Annotated in this window: 15 protein-coding genes; 4 read left to right on the top strand and 11 right to left on the bottom strand. The window is 43.9% G+C overall.

From position 1 onward, the window contains the following. Positions 1–93: 93 nt before the first annotated feature. From BTO10_RS05545 to BTO10_RS05525, 5 genes are all read right to left on the bottom strand, one after another. A complete protein-coding gene (locus BTO10_RS05545) occupies positions 94–933 on the bottom strand; it encodes an energy-coupling factor transporter transmembrane component T family protein (protein WP_004737741.1) in 840 nt (279 codons plus the stop codon). Next, on the bottom strand, positions 930–2,624 hold the full coding sequence (locus tag BTO10_RS05540) for an ABC transporter ATP-binding protein (RefSeq protein WP_105023857.1): 1,695 nt from the start codon (positions 2,622–2,624) through the stop codon (positions 930–932). The genes BTO10_RS05545 and BTO10_RS05540 overlap by 4 nt, the downstream gene beginning before the upstream one ends. Before the next feature lie 6 nt (positions 2,625–2,630). Next, positions 2,631–3,179, bottom strand: a complete 549-nt coding sequence (locus BTO10_RS05535; RefSeq protein WP_004737739.1) for an ECF-type riboflavin transporter substrate-binding protein — start codon at positions 3,177–3,179, stop codon at positions 2,631–2,633. Between the two features lie 302 nt (positions 3,180–3,481). Then, a complete protein-coding gene (locus tag BTO10_RS05530; RefSeq protein WP_102423599.1) occupies positions 3,482–4,612 on the bottom strand; it encodes an HlyD family secretion protein in 1,131 nt (376 codons plus the stop codon). After that, entirely contained in the window at positions 4,612–5,007 is a 396-nt protein-coding gene (locus BTO10_RS05525; RefSeq protein WP_105023856.1) for a DUF3302 domain-containing protein, read from the bottom strand. Before BTO10_RS05525 ends, BTO10_RS05530 begins: the two co-directional genes overlap by 1 nt. A gap of 249 nt (positions 5,008–5,256) precedes the next feature. Here BTO10_RS05525 and BTO10_RS05520 point away from each other — a divergent pair, with 249 nt between their 5' ends. Further along, positions 5,257–6,159, top strand: coding sequence for a DMT family transporter (locus BTO10_RS05520; RefSeq protein ID WP_105023855.1), 903 nt, complete (start codon positions 5,257–5,259; stop codon positions 6,157–6,159). Positions 6,160–6,255: 96 nt separating this feature from the next. Here the strand turns inward: BTO10_RS05520 and BTO10_RS05515 are convergent, their stop codons facing one another. From BTO10_RS05515 to deoD, 4 genes are all read right to left on the bottom strand, one after another. Beyond that, on the bottom strand, positions 6,256–7,836 hold the full coding sequence (locus tag BTO10_RS05515) for a GGDEF domain-containing protein (protein ID WP_004737735.1): 1,581 nt from the start codon (positions 7,834–7,836) through the stop codon (positions 6,256–6,258). Further along, the gene (locus tag BTO10_RS05510; RefSeq protein WP_004737734.1) at positions 7,836–9,305 is read right to left on the bottom strand and encodes a hypothetical protein; all 1,470 of its coding nucleotides are present in this window, start codon (positions 9,303–9,305) and stop codon (positions 7,836–7,838) included. The genes BTO10_RS05515 and BTO10_RS05510 overlap by 1 nt, the downstream gene beginning before the upstream one ends. A gap of 185 nt (positions 9,306–9,490) precedes the next feature. Then, positions 9,491–10,960 (bottom strand): hypothetical protein, encoded by a 1,470-nt coding sequence (locus BTO10_RS05505; protein ID WP_004737733.1) that lies wholly within the window; start codon positions 10,958–10,960, stop codon positions 9,491–9,493. Between the two features lie 81 nt (positions 10,961–11,041). Beyond that, a complete protein-coding gene (gene deoD, locus BTO10_RS05500) occupies positions 11,042–11,752 on the bottom strand; it encodes a purine-nucleoside phosphorylase (protein WP_004737732.1) in 711 nt (236 codons plus the stop codon). A gap of 348 nt (positions 11,753–12,100) precedes the next feature. Between deoD and BTO10_RS05495 the strand changes: the two genes are divergently transcribed. After that, positions 12,101–13,096 carry a L,D-transpeptidase family protein gene (locus BTO10_RS05495; RefSeq protein WP_105023854.1) on the top strand — a complete coding sequence of 332 codons (996 nt, stop codon included), beginning with the start codon at positions 12,101–12,103 and terminating at the stop codon, positions 13,094–13,096. Positions 13,097–13,247: 151 nt separating this feature from the next. Here the strand turns inward: BTO10_RS05495 and BTO10_RS05490 are convergent, their stop codons facing one another. Beyond that, a complete protein-coding gene (locus tag BTO10_RS05490; RefSeq protein ID WP_004737730.1) occupies positions 13,248–13,514 on the bottom strand; it encodes an Lpp/OprI family alanine-zipper lipoprotein in 267 nt (88 codons plus the stop codon). A 361-nt stretch (positions 13,515–13,875) separates the two neighbouring features. Between BTO10_RS05490 and BTO10_RS05485 the strand changes: the two genes are divergently transcribed. Next, positions 13,876–15,207, top strand: a complete 1,332-nt coding sequence (locus BTO10_RS05485; RefSeq protein ID WP_004737728.1) for a DEAD/DEAH box helicase — start codon at positions 13,876–13,878, stop codon at positions 15,205–15,207. Between the two features lie 246 nt (positions 15,208–15,453). On the opposite strand, the gene BTO10_RS05480 is transcribed toward BTO10_RS05485, so the two are convergent. Then, a complete protein-coding gene (locus BTO10_RS05480; RefSeq protein ID WP_105023853.1) occupies positions 15,454–16,704 on the bottom strand; it encodes an SGNH/GDSL hydrolase family protein in 1,251 nt (416 codons plus the stop codon). 426 nt (positions 16,705–17,130) lie between these two features. On the opposite strand from BTO10_RS05480, the gene BTO10_RS05475 reads away from it, so the two are divergent. Further along, entirely contained in the window at positions 17,131–18,072 is a 942-nt protein-coding gene (locus tag BTO10_RS05475; RefSeq protein ID WP_105023852.1) for an esterase/lipase family protein, read from the top strand. Positions 18,073–18,091: the final 19 nt, after the last annotated feature.

The raw sequence follows: 18,091 nt of genomic DNA, 5'->3' as shown, positions 1-18,091 counted from the left end.
TGTTCGGTTAAGTTTTGTTCAAAAGTGGATGGGTAAAATGACACACCGCCCTATTGGGCGGTGTGTCATTTTAACTAGTTGTTTAAACTGATACTAAAATGGATACCAAAACAAAGCTGGTTCAAGGATGCGTTTTGCGATAGCCAATATCACGATTAAACCGATGATAAATAAACAAATAAAATCGATACGTTTTAATGGTGCGTAGCTATACCAAGTGCGAGACTTGTGTCTGCCAAAGCCACGTAGCGTCATAGCATTCGATATCTCATCTGCTCGATCTAAGCTTGAGAAAATCAATGGCCCTAACACTTTAGCAACATTTTTTATGCGTACAAGAAGTGGTGCTTTCTTGGAAAGTTCAACACCACGAGCTTGTTGGGCATGCATGATGTTGACGAAATCTTTCTTAACTTCTGGTAAGTAACGTAGCGTTAAGCTGACCGCGTAGGCAATCTTGTAAGGAACACCAATGCGGTTAAGGCTAGCCGCAAACTCAGTCGGATGCGTTGTGAATACAAAGATCAGCGCTATTGGAAACATACTCATGTACTTGAGTGTTACGGTCACTAAGTAAAACAATGTCTCTTGGCTCAACGAGTAGTTACCCGGTAATGTTAGCAATAAAGTTTCGCTGCCAATGAGTTCAGTACCTTGCTGTGGGGCTAGCAGATACATGAACAAAGCATTTAGGCTTAGCACACTGGCCGTACCTAGCAACAGAGGCTTATAAACCCTAACTGGCACTCTGGTTAGCTTGAGTAGATAAAGCCCCGTTAGGATAAGTAACGTGATTAACCGTAGGTCGAATGTCGTTAAAACAACGGTCACCCAAGCTAAGAAAAGAGCAAATTTAGTGATGCCGTTTAATGCATGCAGCGGTGATTTGGTATCAATGTAGTTGATGCCGAATTTTACTTTTGATGCATTCATAGCGAGCTTCTCTCGTAGTCGATGAAGTACTGCATAAATGCATTGGTGTCGTCGATTTTCATCATGGTCGCGAGTTCATAAATACTGGTGGTACAGAGATTTGCACGCTCTAGAAGCGATGGTTGGCTGAACACCTCAGTCATGTCTGCGTTAGCAATCAGCTTGCTGTCAGCAATGACGATTGAGCGTGTGGTGTACTCTAGAACGAGGTGCATGTCGTGTGAAATGATCACGACGGTGATACCTAACTCGCGGTTAAGCTTTTGGATAAACGCCAGCATTGAGGTGTAATTACGGTAATCTTGACCAGCAGTTGGTTCATCCAAGATCAGAAGCTCAGGTTCCAATACTAGGATAGAAGCAATCGTTACACGTTTTTTCTGCCCGTAGCTCAGTGCTTCAATTGGCCAGTGGCGGAACTTACTCAAGCCACACAGCTCAAGAACGTTCTCAACTTTTTCTTTGATTTCCTGCTCTGTAACCCCACGATTACGTAGACCGAATGCAACTTCGTCAAAAATCATATGATGAGAGATCATATGATTTGGATTCTGCATCACAACGCCGACTTTCTGGCTTCTTTCAAAGATAGAAAGCTCTGACAGGTTTTCACCGTTGAGGTACGACGAGCCTGAATCTGCGTCAATCACACCCATGATAATCTTGGTGATGGTCGATTTACCTGAGCCATTTTTGCCTAAGATTGAAACGAATTCTCCTTTGCCGATCTTAAAGCTAACGTCTTCGAGAGCGTTCTTTTCACCATCGTAAGAGTAAGTCAGACCGTGGACCTCAAGCAAAGGCTGGTACTGTTTCTCGGCAACTGGAATCGGGCGTTCTGCAAACCAAGTTTGAACTGCAGGACGGAACCTCTTGTAATCGAGAGCTTTGAGGTTTGATAGCTTATCTTCACTGGTCAAAGGTGCTTTCGCTGCCTTCAGAGCAGATAAATAAAGTGGTTCACGAATACCGTGTGTTTCAAGCAGTTCAGAAGCTAAGATTTCATCGGGTGTCATGTCCGCAACAATTTCACCACGCTCCATCAAGATCACTCGGTCTATATCGCGGTGTAGAACATCCTCAAGGCGATGCTCGATGATTACGATAGTCTTGTTGGTTTCTTTATGAAGCTGGTCGATGATTTCGATAGTCGCTTTACCCGTTTTCGGGTCAAGGCTAGCTAAAGGTTCATCAAACAAAAGGATGTCAACGTCATCAACTAAGATTCCCGCTAATGACACGCGTTGTTTCTGGCCGCCGGATAAATCATGTGGCGAGCGATCAAGCATATCTGCTAAGTCGACCATTTTTGCTGTCGACTTAACCAGAGGGTACATATCAATGTTCGACACTAACTGATTTTCCAGCGCGAATGCGATGTCTTCGCCAATACTCAAACCGACAAATTGGCTATCAGTATCTTGTAATACTGTGCCGACTTGCTCGGTATAGTCGTGCATAGAAAAATCAGAGATGTTCTTGCCGTTGATCTCTAGAGACCCAGTCACCTCACCTTTGGTAGCATGAGGAATCAGACCGTTAAGGCATTGACCTAGGGTAGATTTACCACTACCACTTGGTCCAATAATGACGATTTTCTCTCCTTTCTCTATCCTTAGATTGATATTTTTTAGCGTCGGTTTATCCAGCGACTCATATCTAAAAGAGAAGTTCGAAAATGCTATAGTCATTATCGCTTATGCCTCAGTCAGGTTACGGCTTTGTTTGTTGCGTTTAGCGACTGATTTAAGGATCAGCAAGCCAACAACAGCGATCAGAACGGTGTTACCCGCTGCAATGATAGACAGTTGAGTGAAGACTTTAGTAAACGGTTCTGCATAAAGGATGGTATCTAGGAATGCTGAACAGCCGTAACCGACCACATTACCGGCAAGGGCAAGTACCACAAACAGCGCGAAGTCTTTCATAGGCAACTCACCTTGCTGAAGGCGGTTTTTGGTCAACATCGGGAATAAACCGATGATCATACCTACAATACCTGAGCCCAATACCCAAGTTAACCATACCCCCCAGCCTGCGAATAGGTCTGTTACCCAGTGGCCAATGAAGCCTACTAAGAAACCTACAATTGGGCCGAACAAAACAGAAAACAGTGCTAACACCGCCATTGCTGGTTTTAATGTTGTATTAGCGAACACTGGGACACCAAACATAGGTAAACCACCAATGCCATACAGTGCTGCGCCAATGGCAATCACAACCACCGTTTTAGCTGAAAAGTTCATAGGTAACCTCAAATACTGAAAGATAAAAATAACAAAGAACGTATATTCGCCATTTCTAATAGGTATCTCATCGAGATCGTTTTTTAGGCAAATATAAAAAATAAGGCGCGCATTATACAGTAGAACCCTTCCATAAGGGAAGGTAAGTGTCTAGATGTCTAAAATTCCATCCAGATACGTTTATATGATGTAAAAATCCGTGGTTTGTGGTTAATCAAGCAACAAAAAAGCCAGATCAGGTCTGGCTTTTTCATTCATATTAACAAAGTGTTAAGTCAGTTCTTGACCAACATATGCCGGGCTTAGTGATCTAGGTATAGGTAGTTCTGCCAACTCTTCATGCGGATAAGTACTTTACGCATGATAGATACGTGAGTGAAGCTATCTGAATAAACCGCAACTTCTACTGCTGTTCCCATAGGTAAGTGGAAATCAGACAGGTCATCAGTAATGGTCAATTTAACAAACACACGGCCACTAGTTCGCAATGCCTCTGTACCCAGTAGCGCACCTCTCGCTTGAAATTGGCTTTCACCGATGGCTGGAATCACTTCTTCAATGCGTCCTTTGAAGACTTTGCCTGGTAATGCTCTAAACAGGAACTCTGCTTCGTAGCCTGGCTGTAAGCGCTGTAACGAGTTTTGTCTAAAGGCTGCAGTGTAGAACTGGTCTTCTGTGTGAACAAAGGTCATCACCGGAGCCAATGGAAGTGGTACCGCCATAACACCCGGGCGCAGGGCTAATTGAGTCACGTAGCCATCGGTAGGTGCTCGAACCACGGTCTGATCCAAGTCAAATTGAGCTTTACGCAATTCAGCTAATAGGCTTAATACTGCTGTGTTCTCGCCACCGATCTCAGAATCCAAAGCAACTTTTGCTCTTTCTAAAGTCGCATCTGCCACTTTTACGGCAGCTTCTGATGCTTTATAAGCTTGTCTGCGAGTATCCAGTTGTTGCTCAGTAAAGGCACCACTGTCGTAACCGCGTTTATAACGAGAGAACTCACGTTGAGCTTTGTCTCTCTCAGCAATGGCTTTGATTCTTGCAGCTTCAGCTTCAGCAACATCAGATTCCATTCCTAGCGCACCTTGGCTAGCTTCCTTTACTTTCGCTTCTAATCTTGCGACTTCAGCCTCGAACGGAATAGGATCGATTTTAAAGAGGATATCGCCCTTTTTCAGAGGCTTATTTGCCTCTACAGGCACTTCAATTACTTTACCTCTAACCCCTGAAACGATAGGCGTTGTTGAGTAAACTTGGTTACCAATCTGAGTGAAAGGGTGGTTGTAGTTCATCAGTAAGATCAAAGTACCGATGATGATCACACCGCCAAGAACAGCAGTAGGGACAGTCCATTTATTTAGCGGAATGTTGAACACCTTAAAAATGGTGATACACAGTGCCGCGTAGGTCATTATCAGCAGTAAATCCATTACTTAACCTCCTGATCTTGAGCTTTATTTTGATCGTCATCTTGGTTACTTTGCTCTGGCTTTGCTTTTTTGAGTTGTGAGATTTCTTCCTGAAGAGTGCTCACTTGGTCGATTAAAATATCAACGCGGTGGTGAATGTCATGTTGCTCTTCTTCGAGTTTGGCAAAGCCCCATCCACGATCTTTGCGCCATAACGTCGCCCAGATCCAAAGAAACGGCCAGATAGTGTGTAGAGTGAAAAGACTAACCCAGCCAGAGACATGAATTGCATCTTGATGAGGATGATTGCGTCCTTTCGCAATTTCATAGGGAATATCGTGAATGACTATGATGCCGTAGAAGATGACTAAGGCTACGAAAATCAGCAGACCGAGCGCAAAGTAGTCTAAAAACATAACAGATCCTTGTGATGTTAGATATTAGTTATAAATATAGTAGGCTATCATCCAAGTAATTGTTATCAATGTGATTTAACGAGTTATAAATAATGTGTTTTTGCTTCTAATGTGAGCGATGTCATTATTGGAACCCATAAAGTCACATCTCTAATGTATTGAGTTATTTCTGTTATCTTATTTGTCATACAGACTTAATAGTGATCGTTAAAATATGCATGATGCACATAACCACAAGGATAAATACAAATGTATATAGGTGAAATAGCGGCGATCGGTGCTGCTATCGTGTGGGCGTGTGCGACTTGGATTTATGGGCAATTTGGGCATCGTTTCTCAGCAATGCAGCTCAATATCGTCAAGGGCTTGGTTGCTTCAGTCATGATGCTGCTTGTGATGCCGCTTATCCCAATGCCCGATTTTGAACTGAGTGCTAATCACTTTTGGATATTGGCGATTTCAGGCTTTATTGGAATCGCAATTGGTGACAGCGCGTACTTTGCTGCTTTGAAAAGAATCGGTGCCAACAAGACACTGCTGCTTGAGTCTTTAGCCCCGCCTCTTTCTGGCGTACTGGCGTTGATGTTCTTGGGTGCTGCGTTGACACTGCAAAGTTGGCTCGGTGTCGTCATCACCACGTTAGCGGTGACCTTTGTGGTGTTTCAGCCATCTAATTCGGTGAGTGATGATTCAACTAACCAAACGCAATGGAGCGGCATTGGATACGGGCTAGTAGCAAGTGTGTGCCAAGCTTCAGGTGTAGTCATTTCTCACTACGCTTTGGTTAGCGGTGATATCCCACCATTGTTGGGGGCGTTGATTCGCCTGACAATCGGCGTGTTTGTGGTGATGATGATTATTCCTTTTGTTGAGCGTAAACCTTACTCATTAATCAAAAGGGATTTATGGGAGATGACTAAACTCGACAAGCTATGGTTACTCAGCGCCATTTTTGTTGGGACGTTTCTCGCGCTTTGGTTGCAACAAATCGCTTTAAAAAATGCTAATCCCGCGATTGCTCAAACATTGATAGCGACCAGCCCGGTCTTTATTCTGGTGATCTATGCGTTGAAAGGGGAAAAGGTCTCAAAGCAGAGTCTCATAGGCACGCTTGCCGCAGTAGGAGGAATATCTTTGTTCTTCTATCAATGACGTCTTTTCATTAATAGATAAAGCTCGAAGCAAGTGATTGTTTTGCAATTGGATAGTGCCGAGCATGATTGGTTCGGCACTACTTTAACTATCTAACTACTCAGTGCAGACTTGGTTTCGACCGTTTGCTTTTGCACGATATAAGGCTTTGTCTGCTCGATAGAAGGTACGCTGTGTATTCTCTCCCTCACGATGCATCGTGATACCAATACTGACTGTTAAGCCACGCTCACCGAGTATTTCGTGCCAACCAAATTGAAAAATGCGTTCACGGTAATTCTCTGAGTGCATTTCTGCTTTTGCCATGTCGGTATTCTCAAGAATGACTAGGAATTCTTCTCCACCGAATCTGACACAGGAAGCGCCTCGGAACTTGAAGTACGACCTTAACTCTTGAGAAACACTCACAATCGCTTTATCACCCACTAGGTGGCTCAGTTCATCATTGATCGACTTAAAGTGATCAATATCGACAACCATGAGTGCGAAAGAGGTGTCGTGTAACAGCATGTCTTTTAGCTTCACATCTAACCACCGGCGGTTGTGCAAACCGGTTAATGGGTCGGTGAACACATCCTGCTGTAGCTGTGCTACCGCGTTTTTGTGCTGTTCGGTTGTCTCTTTTAGCTCTCGGTTTTCTTGCTCAGAGAGGATGAGTTTAAGTTGCAGCTCGAATCTCGATAGGCGACGAAGCTGGCTGGCTCCCAGTTCACTGATCGGGATCTGTTTCATTAGATCCGTCTCAATTCGGTAGCCTTTTTTCTCGTAGCTTAGTGCTTCCTGAAAACGTCCTTGATTCATGCACACGTCGCTTAGTGAATCATAAAATCGTTTAGCGAGTACTGGGGATGAGTAAACCTTCATGCGCTTGTCTGTACTCGATAAGATCATGCTGGCGTATTCTTGCTTGCCGATTGCACTTAAACAATGAGCGAGCTCGAGACGTGTCATGGTTGCTAACCAACTTGCTTGCGTGTTGTTCGCAGAGTATTGAATCTGAGACAGGCAACGCAGTGCTTCGTGATACTTCTTCTTTGCACGTAACACTTTTGCTTGGTATAGCAATATTTGAGCAGTCAGTAGTTTGTCGCTGACCAGAATGCTGAGCTCTTCACACTCATTGAGCAGGTCACTCGCTGCAGTAATCCTATTCAGTAGAACTAGGCTCGCCACCATATGAAGCTTGAACTTAAGACGAAGTGAGCGACTACTTATCGCATGGTCAATGCTGTTGATTTTCTGGTAGTAGCGGAGAGCTCGGTTGTGGTCGCCATAAGCGTCACACAGGTTTCCCATACCTAGAATTGCCATGACGTATTCATCGATATAGCCATGTTCAACGGCGATGGATGATGAGCTAACGAACTCATTAAGTGCCGAAGTGTAATCCCCAACTTCTACCAAGCGATCACTTAGGCTGGTTTTTACGGTCAGAATATCTTCTATATCTGTTGGCAAATTTAATAGATTGAGTGCCAGTCTAAGTTCTTCGATACTGGTTTGGGTTTGCTGGAGTTCAGCGCGATATTCCGAACTAATGATATAGCAGTGCGCTTGCTCGGTTTTGGTTGTCGAAACATGCTGGCGAATATGATTCCAGAATATGATTGCTTCTTCACCTGAAACGGAAGAGGGGTCTAGGCCGGCATCGGTGATTTTACTTAGTAGCGTTTCCATCAAACTCTTACCTCGACATCGTCTTCTTCTAGTTGTTCCAGAGTGAATGGGAACGTCAAAATGTCATTGAGGCTGACGGTTGGTTTTGAACCTTTTAATCCTTTTCTATGCCATGGATAAATATCAAGCATGGTGCTTAGAGTTTGGAAGGTTTGCTCTGCGGCTTCGCCTTTTTCAGAGAGCATGAGCGCAACACGCTCGGAACTGAGCCTTGAAATGAAGTCATCTTGATTACACAAGGTGTGAGCGATTTCGGTACAGACATCTAAATAGTCGGGATCGACGTGTTGAAACATAATAATGCTGTGATTTGAACGCTTAAGTTCTGTTTTGAACAGAACCAGTTGTTCCCACCAAAAGGTTTCAGACACAACATAAGAGAGATGCTTTTCTGGGTCATACTCGTGTTGGCCACGAATGCGGTTGATGAGCTTTCTCGCTCTTTGTTCGAGTTGGCGTTTTGAACTGCGCGCTTTATCTAAACCCACGCGAGTGGTTTGTTCTCGAAGCATACCGATAGAATATTGACGGTACTTCTTAAAGGCGATTAAAGCGGCTTTAAAATCTTGGTTTTCTTCTGCGACCAAAGATTGCTGATAACAGATTTGGCTGAGTAGCTCACCATTATCAAATTCGTTTGCTGACTCTTCCGCAAGCCTAAGTAACTCTGCGGCTTGCTCTGGTCTCTTTCTGAGTAACTCTAAGCGCGCGCGGCTAATATAAGAGTGGGCTTTCATCCACACAAGGTTGTGTTCAACCGCAAGTTTGTGCGCTTTGGCTGTGGCACGCTCAGCGTCGTCTAAACGCTCAAGCCCAAGTAATGCAAGGCCTCTGAAGTCCCACACCTCGGCATGCCAAGTGTTGTCTTTGTGTCCTTTTAACGCTTCTTCCGCACCATCTAACACCGACAGCATTTCAACATAGTTGTTGAGCAGGTAGTAATCCCACGCGAGAAGGATTCTTGCTTTGCCTTCAAGCCAACCAATGCGGCTGTTGTTTGCCACTTTTACCGCGAGTTGGTGTGTTGAACGAGCCAGCTTATATTCGTGAGTAATTCGCCAGATGTTGCCCAGACCAATCAGGCATTCGATCTGTATTTCGACTTCATCGACCAGTGCAGATTGCTCTAGCGCATTGATCCAGAACTGTTGTGCAGAATAGTACTTGGCTTGTCCCCAATATTGGAGCGCATGTAAGTGAAGGATTTCAGGAAGAAAAAGGTCGGTGTCTAATCGGCTTTGGCGCTTATAGGCTTCTTTGACGTACTTTAAACCTTTTTGGTAATCCATCAGGCTCCAGCAACATCTCGCCATTAACATAAGCGATTGGATCGCTCCTTCTTCAAACAGAACTTGCTCAGATCTGACGAGGCATTGCTGGGCAATCTCAAGGATCACCAGCGGTTCAGAGTCGACACGAGTTTTGAGTTGTTCTAGTTCTGTTTCAAGAAGGTACTGATTTTTGTCCAAGGCTTAGATCCGTAATTATCGAAAATATTGATAACACAATCATTATAAGAGTGTGATTTAGGATAAGCACTAATTATCTTTCTTAGAGCACTAAAGGAACACGTATCTTTTCCAATTATGGGTGTTACCTCATGTTGTTACTTAAAAATCAATGAGTTCCCGAATAATCATCTAGAGGTACGTTTCTATGAAAGTAGTTGCTTTAGGGTCAATGGTTGTTCCGCTACACCTAAGCGTTGCGCTGCCGTAAGCCCTTGCTTATCTTGGTAGCACAGATTGTGCCAAGCTCTAAATATGTCGAGTAATGGAAGAATGCCACCAGGACGAAGCTTACGTCTAGGCTCATTAATAAAGCTATCAAATAGCACCTGAAAACGCTCTTGATAAAATTTAGTTTGTTGAATTGAAGCAGTATTAAACCACTGTTTTGGCTCTGGATTGTTACCTGTTAGGTAGCAGATACCTTTCTGTTTATCACCTTGATTAGCAATAGCCCAACGATCGCGCCACCAACTCATATGAACAATGTCGATCTTTTCAAAACTGTGATCGTCTTGCCATCCGGAATCTTCCTCTACGTACATAAGGTCAATATTTTGACTCTGTATACGCGGCAAACAAATGCTTAGGGCGGCAGATCTTAGTAATGGATCTTGTGGCATATAGATCGCTACGTGCTTATTTTCATCGCACATGTCTAATACATGCAGGAAGTGGGCATAGGACGTATAAGGTGGTCGAATTAGCGCCCCTTTTGACGGATAGCTAAATGCTGTGAGATTCCCCATCGGGTCTTCAACGTTGCCTCGCGCCAAAATAACTTGGTATTGTTGCTCAATACGCTCTTTTAGCTTGTCTGAGCGTTGTGGTAGGTCAAGATTTGCCTCTGAAGAGTGCTCTTTGGATACAAAGCGTGCCACATCATCATACGGGTTGTGGTCGACATTGCCTGAAGGCTCTTCATTTTGTGAGTAATTCACATGTTGGCAAAGGATGTATCCAGAGTGCGCTTCACCTGTCGCGATCCAAACCACGCCGTTGTTGCTTTGCGGTTGCAAACGCTGATAGTGAGAGGCGAACTGATAATCTTTGGCATGGTTGACCCATCGAGCATCAATCATCGCGAGTTTGCGACGGCAACGGCTAGCGATATGGTCAACATGATCATAGAAAGTCTTTGGGTTGATCTCTAATTTTCTGCAGATTTCACGTACAGAATATCCCATGAACAATAAGCCCATGAGGTTCTCTTGGAACTGGAGTTTTTTATTGGAGCCAGACCACTTGTCAACGAAGGTTGATTGGCAGTCTTTGCATCGATAGCGCTGCCTGTCGCCACTGTAGCCGAAGGCATGGTAAAGATGTTTGTGAGTATGAACCGATAAGCCGAAGTTATCGCAATCATCATTACGACAGGCAGGGAGCCCATCGCTGTGAAGTTGTCTCAGGCGATGAAGTTCGCTTAACACTTCACGATTGTTAAGTAAGGGGGGGAAAGCTCCACATTCACGACAAACCATCGCTGGACGCTTAGGGTTAGCGTGTTGCAAAACATAACGTTTTGCATCGCTCAAGCCAAAGTTGTCACACGCCAATGTTTTACAAAAGTTGAGTTGCAAACCATCTGCATCTTTTGGCAGCTTGTCGTTAGACACGATCTCCCCCTCGGGATTATTTGAGCAGCCAAGCGAACTTGGCTGCGGGGTATTGCTTTTCAAAGTATCGTTAATCAATGATTAGATGTTGATAGCTGTCTCTAGAGCTACTTTCATCATGTCGTTGAACGATTTTTGACGCTCTTCTGAGCTTAGTTTTTCACCACGGATGATGTGGTCAGAAACTGTTAGGATTGTTAGTGCTTTCGCGCCTAGGTCTGCAGCAACGCCGTAGATACCTGCCGCTTCCATGTCTACACCTAGGATACCTAGTTTTTCCATCTTCTCGAAGATGTCTGCTTCAGGTGTGTAGAATAGGTCAGCAGAGAATACGTTACCAACTTTCACTGGCACTTCTTGAGCGCGCGCTTGGTTTACAGCTTCTTCTAGAAGACCGAAATCAGCGATTGCTGCAAAGTCGTGGTCATTAAAACGAATGCGGTTAACTTTAGAGTCTGTTGAAGCGCCCATACCGATAACAACGTCCATAAGTTTAACGTCGTCACGTACTGCACCACAGCTACCTACGCGAATTACGTTCTTTACACCGTACTCAGCGATCAGCTCGTGTGTGTAGATGCAAGCTGATGGGATACCCATACCGTGGCCCATCACAGAAACTTTCTTACCTTTGTAAGTGCCTGTGTAACCAAACATGTTGCGAACGTCACAAACTTGCTTAACGTCATCAAGGAATGTTTCAGCAATGTATTTTGCGCGAAGCGGGTCACCCGGCATCAGTACTGTTTCTGCGAAATCACCAGCTTGAGCGTTAATATGAGGTGTAGCCATGGTCGTTCTCCAAAGTTTAAACGGTAATTTTAGGAACAGAATTTAGTCAATTACCGATTCTGTTGAATTGAATTCGTTTTGTTGAGGCAATATTAGCGAGTTAAAACGAGCCTCCATGAGATGTTAGTCACAAAATGGGTCTGCTATTATCGCTTTATTAATATTGATAACTAAATCTGTTGAAAGCGTAAAGGCAATCGATTTTGTATCGATAAATTAAAGGTCAGATAAAGGAAACACATAGACGAAAGCGCAATTGCATCTGGTGTTTGAGACAACAATACATTGTAGAGACGTTTGATCAGCGATAATCTAAACTTTGATAAAGACGGCAAACCAAGGAATTGTATGTTGTATTGCCCTAACTCGACGCTTATGTACTCTATGAAAATATATATACGTAAGATCGCTTTGCTCGCACAGCGAACGACTAGGTTTACTGTGAAAGGGACTTTGATTGCTGCTGGGGTTGCGTCGTCGTGGGCCTCTGCGGCAACTTTTGAGCTTCCTCCGAAAGAGAGCCGTATTGTTGGCCGGATACAACAGCATGAAGTTGCTGCTGGTGAAACGCTAGCCATCATTGCCAAGCAATACGATATCGGTTTTCTTTCTTTAATGGCGGCAAATAAAGGTGTTGATCCTTTTCTTCCCCCTGAAGGTTACGTGCTAAGTATTCCCAGTCGTCTCATTCTTCCAGATACCCCAAGAAAAGGGATAGTGATTAACTTGGCTGAGCTTAGGTTGTACTACTTCGAGCCAGAGAAAAATCAGGTGCACGTATTCCCTGTCGGTATTGGCAGGATTGGACGTGATACCCCAGAGATGATCACCAAGATAAGCCAAAGGAGACCAAACCCGACCTGGACGCCGCCTAAGTCAATTCGTGAAGAGTATCTAGAAAAAGGTATTGAGTTACCGAAAGTTGTTCCTGCAGGACCAGAAAACCCTCTAGGTGAGTACGCGCTGCGACTTGCGTATGGAGCTGGGGATTACCTGATACACGGCACCAATAAGGACTTTGGGATCGGCCTGCGTGTGAGTTCCGGATGTATCCGTATGGAACCTAAAGATATCGAGTGGCTTTTTGAGCAGGTGAATCGCGGTGAGCAAGTGACGATTATTAATGAGCCGATTAAGGTCTCGTTAGAACCAGACCGAAGCGTGTTTGTTGAAGCGCATGAGCCATTAACTCGAAGTGACGGTTCTAAGAAATCACTACAAATCCCGGTTGAACTGAAGTGGTGGCTTGAAGATGCAGATTTGCCTAATTCAAAAGCCAAAGCGGTTATCTTTGCGCAAAATGGTGTACCTGTTGAAATCGCTCCACCGGTGATTGAGTTTTAACGCACTTCTTCTTAGCTGAGGCAGCTGCTCTACTAGATTCACAAATTCTCCCCAAAAAACAAAAGCACCACATCTGCGAAGAGGTGGTGCTATCAATTTACTGCTTTTGCGACTGATTTAATCTACAGCTTAATCGCGCTTAAATATCAAACTACTTAGTGTAAGACTCAGCGATGTTGTCGATACGGTCGTTAGCACGATCCGCTTCTTCTTTTGCTGCCATAGCGGCTTCAGAAGCTTCTTGAGCTTTCATTTCTGCTGCTGCTTTATCACTCTTAAGTGCTTCAACTTCACTTGTAAGCTGAGCGACTTGGTTAGTTAGTTGATCCATTTCTGACACTGCAGCTTCTTCTGGCTCTGAAGAACAACCAGCTAGAATGAAAACTGAGGCTGCAGCGGCGATTAACGTCTTATTCATAAGAACTCCTTGCTTATTTAACATCAAAAGATGCGCTATACATTCTTTATCATATAGTCGCTTCATTAATGATTGTAGCGACTAATTTTTTAAGCGCAAAAACAATAACTAAAGAAATTGCTAAATTTTAGAGGTAATTAGCTGAGCATCACGTTCTGTCTCACTTGTGAGATAGCTTATTTTGAAGAGCTTTGTCTTTGATTTAATGGAGGCAGCCCTTTGTTGTCAACGCATACAATGCTCTAAACAACTTTGTTAGTAAGGATAAATTTACTGTGATCTCTATCCTTATAAAGCATTTTCGCGGTATCATGTCACGTTAAAATAATTTTATTCAATACCATCATGACTGGAGAGTCCTTTGCACTTTAAAGATTTAGGCTTAGATAACCGCTTACTGAAGAACTTAAAACATTACGACTTTAAGAAAGCGACAGAGATCCAATCGAAAGCGATCCCTGTTGCTATTGCCGGTAAGGATCTATTGGCTTCATCAAAAACGGGTTCAGGTAAAACATTGGCGTTTGTTTTGCCGATGATTCACAAAGCATTAAAAACCAAAGCGTTTTCTGCTCGTGATCCTCGTGGTGTAATCTTGGCTCCTACTCGTGAGTTGGCTAAGCAGGTATATGGCGAGCTACGTAGCATGCTGGGCGGTCTGTCTTATGAAGCGACTCTTATCCTAGGCGGTGAGAACTTTAATGATCAGGTTAAAGCACTTCGTAAATACCCTCGTTTTATCGTAGCGACTCCTGGCCGTTTAGCCGATCACCTAGAGCACCGCTCATTGTTCCTAGATGGTGTTGAAACACTGATCCTTGATGAAGCAGACCGAATGCTTGATCTAGGCTTTGCACCTGAGCTGCGCCGTATTGCGAATGCCGCTAAACACCGTCGTCGTCAAACCTTGATGTTCTCTGCAACGCTTGATCACGCAGAAGTGAACGATATTGCTAATGAGATGCTAGACGCACCTAAGCGTATTTCAGTAGGTGTATCGAATGAGCAGCACCTTGATATCACGCAGAAGTTCTACCTGTGTGACCACTTGGATCATAAAGAGGCGATTTTAGATCGCGTTCTGGAAGAGGCTGAGTACCGTCAGGTTATGATCTTTACGGCTACTCGTGCTGATACTGATCGTCTAACTGACAAGCTTAACGAGAAGAAACTAAAAGCGGTTGCACTGAGTGGCAACCTAAACCAAACGCAACGTAATGCCATCATGAGTCAATTTGAGCGTGCGGTTTACAAGATTCTAGTAACAACAGATGTTGCGTCACGTGGTATTGATATTCCAAATGTGAGCCATGTTATCAACTTTGATATGCCTAAGCACACCGAAGAGTACGTTCACCGCGTTGGTCGTACAGGCCGTGCTGGTAATAAAGGTGATGCAATCTCTTTGGTTGGTCCAAAAGACTGGGACAGCTTTAAGCGCGTTGAGCTTTACCTGCAGCAAGATCTTAACTTCTCAGTTCTTGAAGGCCTTAAAGGCAAGTTCAAAGGCATTAAGCCTCGTAAGCCAGCCTTTAAGAAGGGCGGTCCAGCTAAGAAAGCGGGCAAACCTCAAGCGAAGAAGACAGCGAAGAAGCCAGTTAAACGCGATAAGAGTTTCCACCAAAATGTGGCTGTGGGTGATAGCGTGTTTATCCCTAAGAAGAAAGTTGCGCCAAAAGTGGACGACGAGTAATTTCTTGCGAGTCCAAGCGCCTGTGCTGATAAAATGAATACAAATAAAAACCGCCTATACAGGCGGTTTTTTTGTATCGATGTTTCTCTACTTTTCCTTAGTCTATTTCAAACTTCGCTCACGACCCGTTTCTAAGAGCTGGGTATAACAGTATTTGAGTACATTGACTTCCGTCGACAACATTGAGTTTGCGATAAAATGTTAATGGCGTTATGAGGCGAATAGTGTCATTCCAGGCAAATTTTACTAGTCAAAGTTAAAGGTCGATAAATGAGTCATGAGAATATGCTCTGCGAGATATTTGTGTACTGCGGTCGTAGGATGAGTTACCCCCCAAAAGACATAATGGTCTGAACCATAGGCTGCACATTCATTGGTAAGGTTATGCTGGTAGAGATAATCGGCCGCAGAGTGACGTTGGATGTCTAAACAGGGTTCAGTTGCGTTTTGGAAACCATGTTGCTGCGGGTTCTCGGTAATGCTATTAAACAGAGTGTAAGCATCGAATAGAACGATATTGAGTCCTCTTTGCTTGTAGTAGCTCACCTGTTCTTCGATAAAGAGATTGAACTCGATAATTTTACGTCTTACGAGCTCTGTTTCCGCGTCGCTCGTATACTTAAATTGTGGTGCCTTAGTTGCGTCTGGAAGTGTAAATAGCAAGATGTTTTGAGCGCCAGACCCTGTTAGCCGAATAAGCGCGCTACTAAAATCGGCTTTTACATCGACGACAGAGCGATCGTAATTCATAAAGTCGTTGAGTCCAAACTCTAAAGTAAACAGTGAGTTTTCCGGTTTATAGTTTTTAGCTGCTTCCATATATCTTAAGTATGACGTCACTTGATCATAAACACCTTTGAGCACGCCATACTGATTTGTGCCTGCTGCTCCACCAACTGCCCAGTTGTAAAGCGGTATCTTTTTCTCTTTTGCCAAGTATTCAGTCCAGACCAAGCCGTTTGAGAAGTGACCTAAGAACCACGAGTTGGCGTTTGGAAACACCCACTGCGAGCCGTTGAATAAGTTCCCAGTGTCAGAAAGGCTATCTCCAAATGTGATGATTCGATTAATTTGATTCTCTTGGCGTTCTTCGTCATTAGTCCATATCGAATGGTTGTAGGAGAAACGACTGTCTGCTGCAAAATACGTGATATCTGCGGCATCATGCTTAAGGTCTAGGGTTTCATCACAACGTTGTTTAATTTCTGATTGCGGAGTTTCACTGAAGAACATGTTTTTATACGCGGAGGGTGACCACCAATATCCCTCAATGGTGTAATAATTGCCCTCTTTGTCTCTTGCCCATTTCCAATCCGTCGCGACCGAGTCATTTGATATGTCGGATCGGTACCAGCATCTTACGTATGTTTGTGTATCAAGCATCTGCTCTTGTGTTACTTCGTCGGGCATTGTTGAGTCTAAAGGCATTGATGTCTCTGCCTGAGCTGATGCAATTTGGGCCATCGTCAGCGCAAATACCAAGGTCATTTTCTTCATTTTCGAGTACTCATTTAACAAGGGGTGTGTGTTTAATTACTTGATTGTTAATAATTAGAATCAATATCATTTAAAAGTGTATCGAACATTACTCGCTGTTACGTCAATAACTCATATAAAGCACGTTTAATAAGTGTTGCATGGATCCAACTTTCAACGAGTTTACGCTCATTCACTTTTCTTTGGGCTCAATTCCTCACCCAAATTTTCAATGCTTCACTATTAATTTTTATGTTAATTAATGATTATTAATCAGTTACTTATTATCTTTTGGGTTTATTGTGATTTTCGTCGTTCAATGTTAATTGCAATTGTTTATTTCCAGTTCAACATCACAAATCTCGAGTCACTCTTTTTAGTTTTATAAAATTATCACCTACGTTTCTTGATACTCATCAGAGGTCTAACTTGTTTAAGGAAAGAGCATTGAAAAAGATATTAATTTGGACAATCGCCTGCCTATCCAGCATGGGTGTCTATGCAGGAACAAGCGCATCGGCATTAGAGGTAAGTGGGTACACTGAAACCAAGTATCCCATTGTGTTGGTGCACGGCTTATTTGGGTTCGATACCTTAGCGGGTGTGGATTACTTTTACGGAGTGCCTGAATCTTTAACCAAAGATGGCGCGAGCGTATACGTTGCACAAGTATCAGCGACCAATAGCTCAGAGGTTAGGGGAGAGCAGTTACTGGCTCAGGTAGAGACACTTTTAGCGGCAACAGGAGCAAATAAGGTCAACCTTGTCGGGCATAGTCATGGTGGTCCCACAGCGCGATATGTGGCCTCAGTGAGACCAGACCTTGTCGCATCGGTAACGAGTATAGGCGGCGTTCATAAAGGCTCAAAGGTAGCGGATTTAGTTCGTGGAACCGTACCTGAAGGGTCTGCCACTGAGGGAATTGCGGTTAAGTTGGCTGGTGGTTTGACGACACTCATCAATCTACTGTCCGGTGGTTCTGATCTAGAACAAGATGGCTTGGCATCATTAGAAGCGCTGACCACAGAAGGCTCTCTTGCTTTCAATCAGTTTTACCCTGAAGGGGTTCCAACCTCTGCATGCGGTGATGGTGAATGGCAAGCCAGTAACGGCGTTTATTATTACTCATGGACAGGGTCTTCCACTTTTACCAATCTTTTGGACCCAACCGATGCGGCGATGACAGTGCTAGGTTTAGCGTTTAACGAACCAAATGATGGGCTTGTTGGAGTATGTAGTACTCATCTAGGTAAAGTGATCGGCGATGATTACAAAATGAATCATCTGGATGAGATCAACGGTTTGCTAGGCATCCATCACTTGTTTGAGACCGACCCGGTGACATTGTATCGCCAGCACGCTAACCGATTGAAGTTGGCAGGCTTGTAGTCTGTTTGGATGATTCATT

Origin of the sequence: Vibrio chagasii (assembly GCF_002954585.1) — a bacterium.
In the GTDB taxonomy this organism is placed as follows: Bacteria; Pseudomonadota; Gammaproteobacteria; order Enterobacterales; family Vibrionaceae; genus Vibrio; species Vibrio chagasii_A.
Note: the sequence above shows the minus strand (reverse complement) of the source record. Positions and strands in the feature narration are given on the sequence as shown.

What these genes read in the sequence shown, in the direction of transcription:
- BTO10_RS05545 (WP_004737741.1), bottom strand. Translation starts at nt 933, where the DNA reads ATGAATGCATCAAAAGTAAAATTCGGCATCAACTACATTGATACCAAA.
- BTO10_RS05540 (WP_105023857.1), bottom strand. Translation starts at nt 2,624, where the DNA reads ATGACTATAGCATTTTCGAACTTCTCTTTTAGATATGAGTCGCTGGAT.
- BTO10_RS05535 (WP_004737739.1), bottom strand. Translation starts at nt 3,179, where the DNA reads ATGAACTTTTCAGCTAAAACGGTGGTTGTGATTGCCATTGGCGCAGCA.
- BTO10_RS05530 (WP_102423599.1), bottom strand. Translation starts at nt 4,612, where the DNA reads ATGGATTTACTGCTGATAATGACCTACGCGGCACTGTGTATCACCATT.
- BTO10_RS05525 (WP_105023856.1), bottom strand. Translation starts at nt 5,007, where the DNA reads ATGTTTTTAGACTACTTTGCGCTCGGTCTGCTGATTTTCGTAGCCTTA.
- BTO10_RS05520 (WP_105023855.1), top strand. Translation starts at nt 5,257, where the DNA reads ATGTATATAGGTGAAATAGCGGCGATCGGTGCTGCTATCGTGTGGGCG.
- BTO10_RS05515 (WP_004737735.1), bottom strand. Translation starts at nt 7,836, where the DNA reads ATGGAAACGCTACTAAGTAAAATCACCGATGCCGGCCTAGACCCCTCT.
- deoD (WP_004737732.1), bottom strand. Translation starts at nt 11,752, where the DNA reads ATGGCTACACCTCATATTAACGCTCAAGCTGGTGATTTCGCAGAAACA.
- BTO10_RS05495 (WP_105023854.1), top strand. Translation starts at nt 12,101, where the DNA reads ATGTTGTATTGCCCTAACTCGACGCTTATGTACTCTATGAAAATATAT.
- BTO10_RS05490 (WP_004737730.1), bottom strand. Translation starts at nt 13,514, where the DNA reads ATGAATAAGACGTTAATCGCCGCTGCAGCCTCAGTTTTCATTCTAGCT.
- BTO10_RS05480 (WP_105023853.1), bottom strand. Translation starts at nt 16,704, where the DNA reads ATGAAGAAAATGACCTTGGTATTTGCGCTGACGATGGCCCAAATTGCA.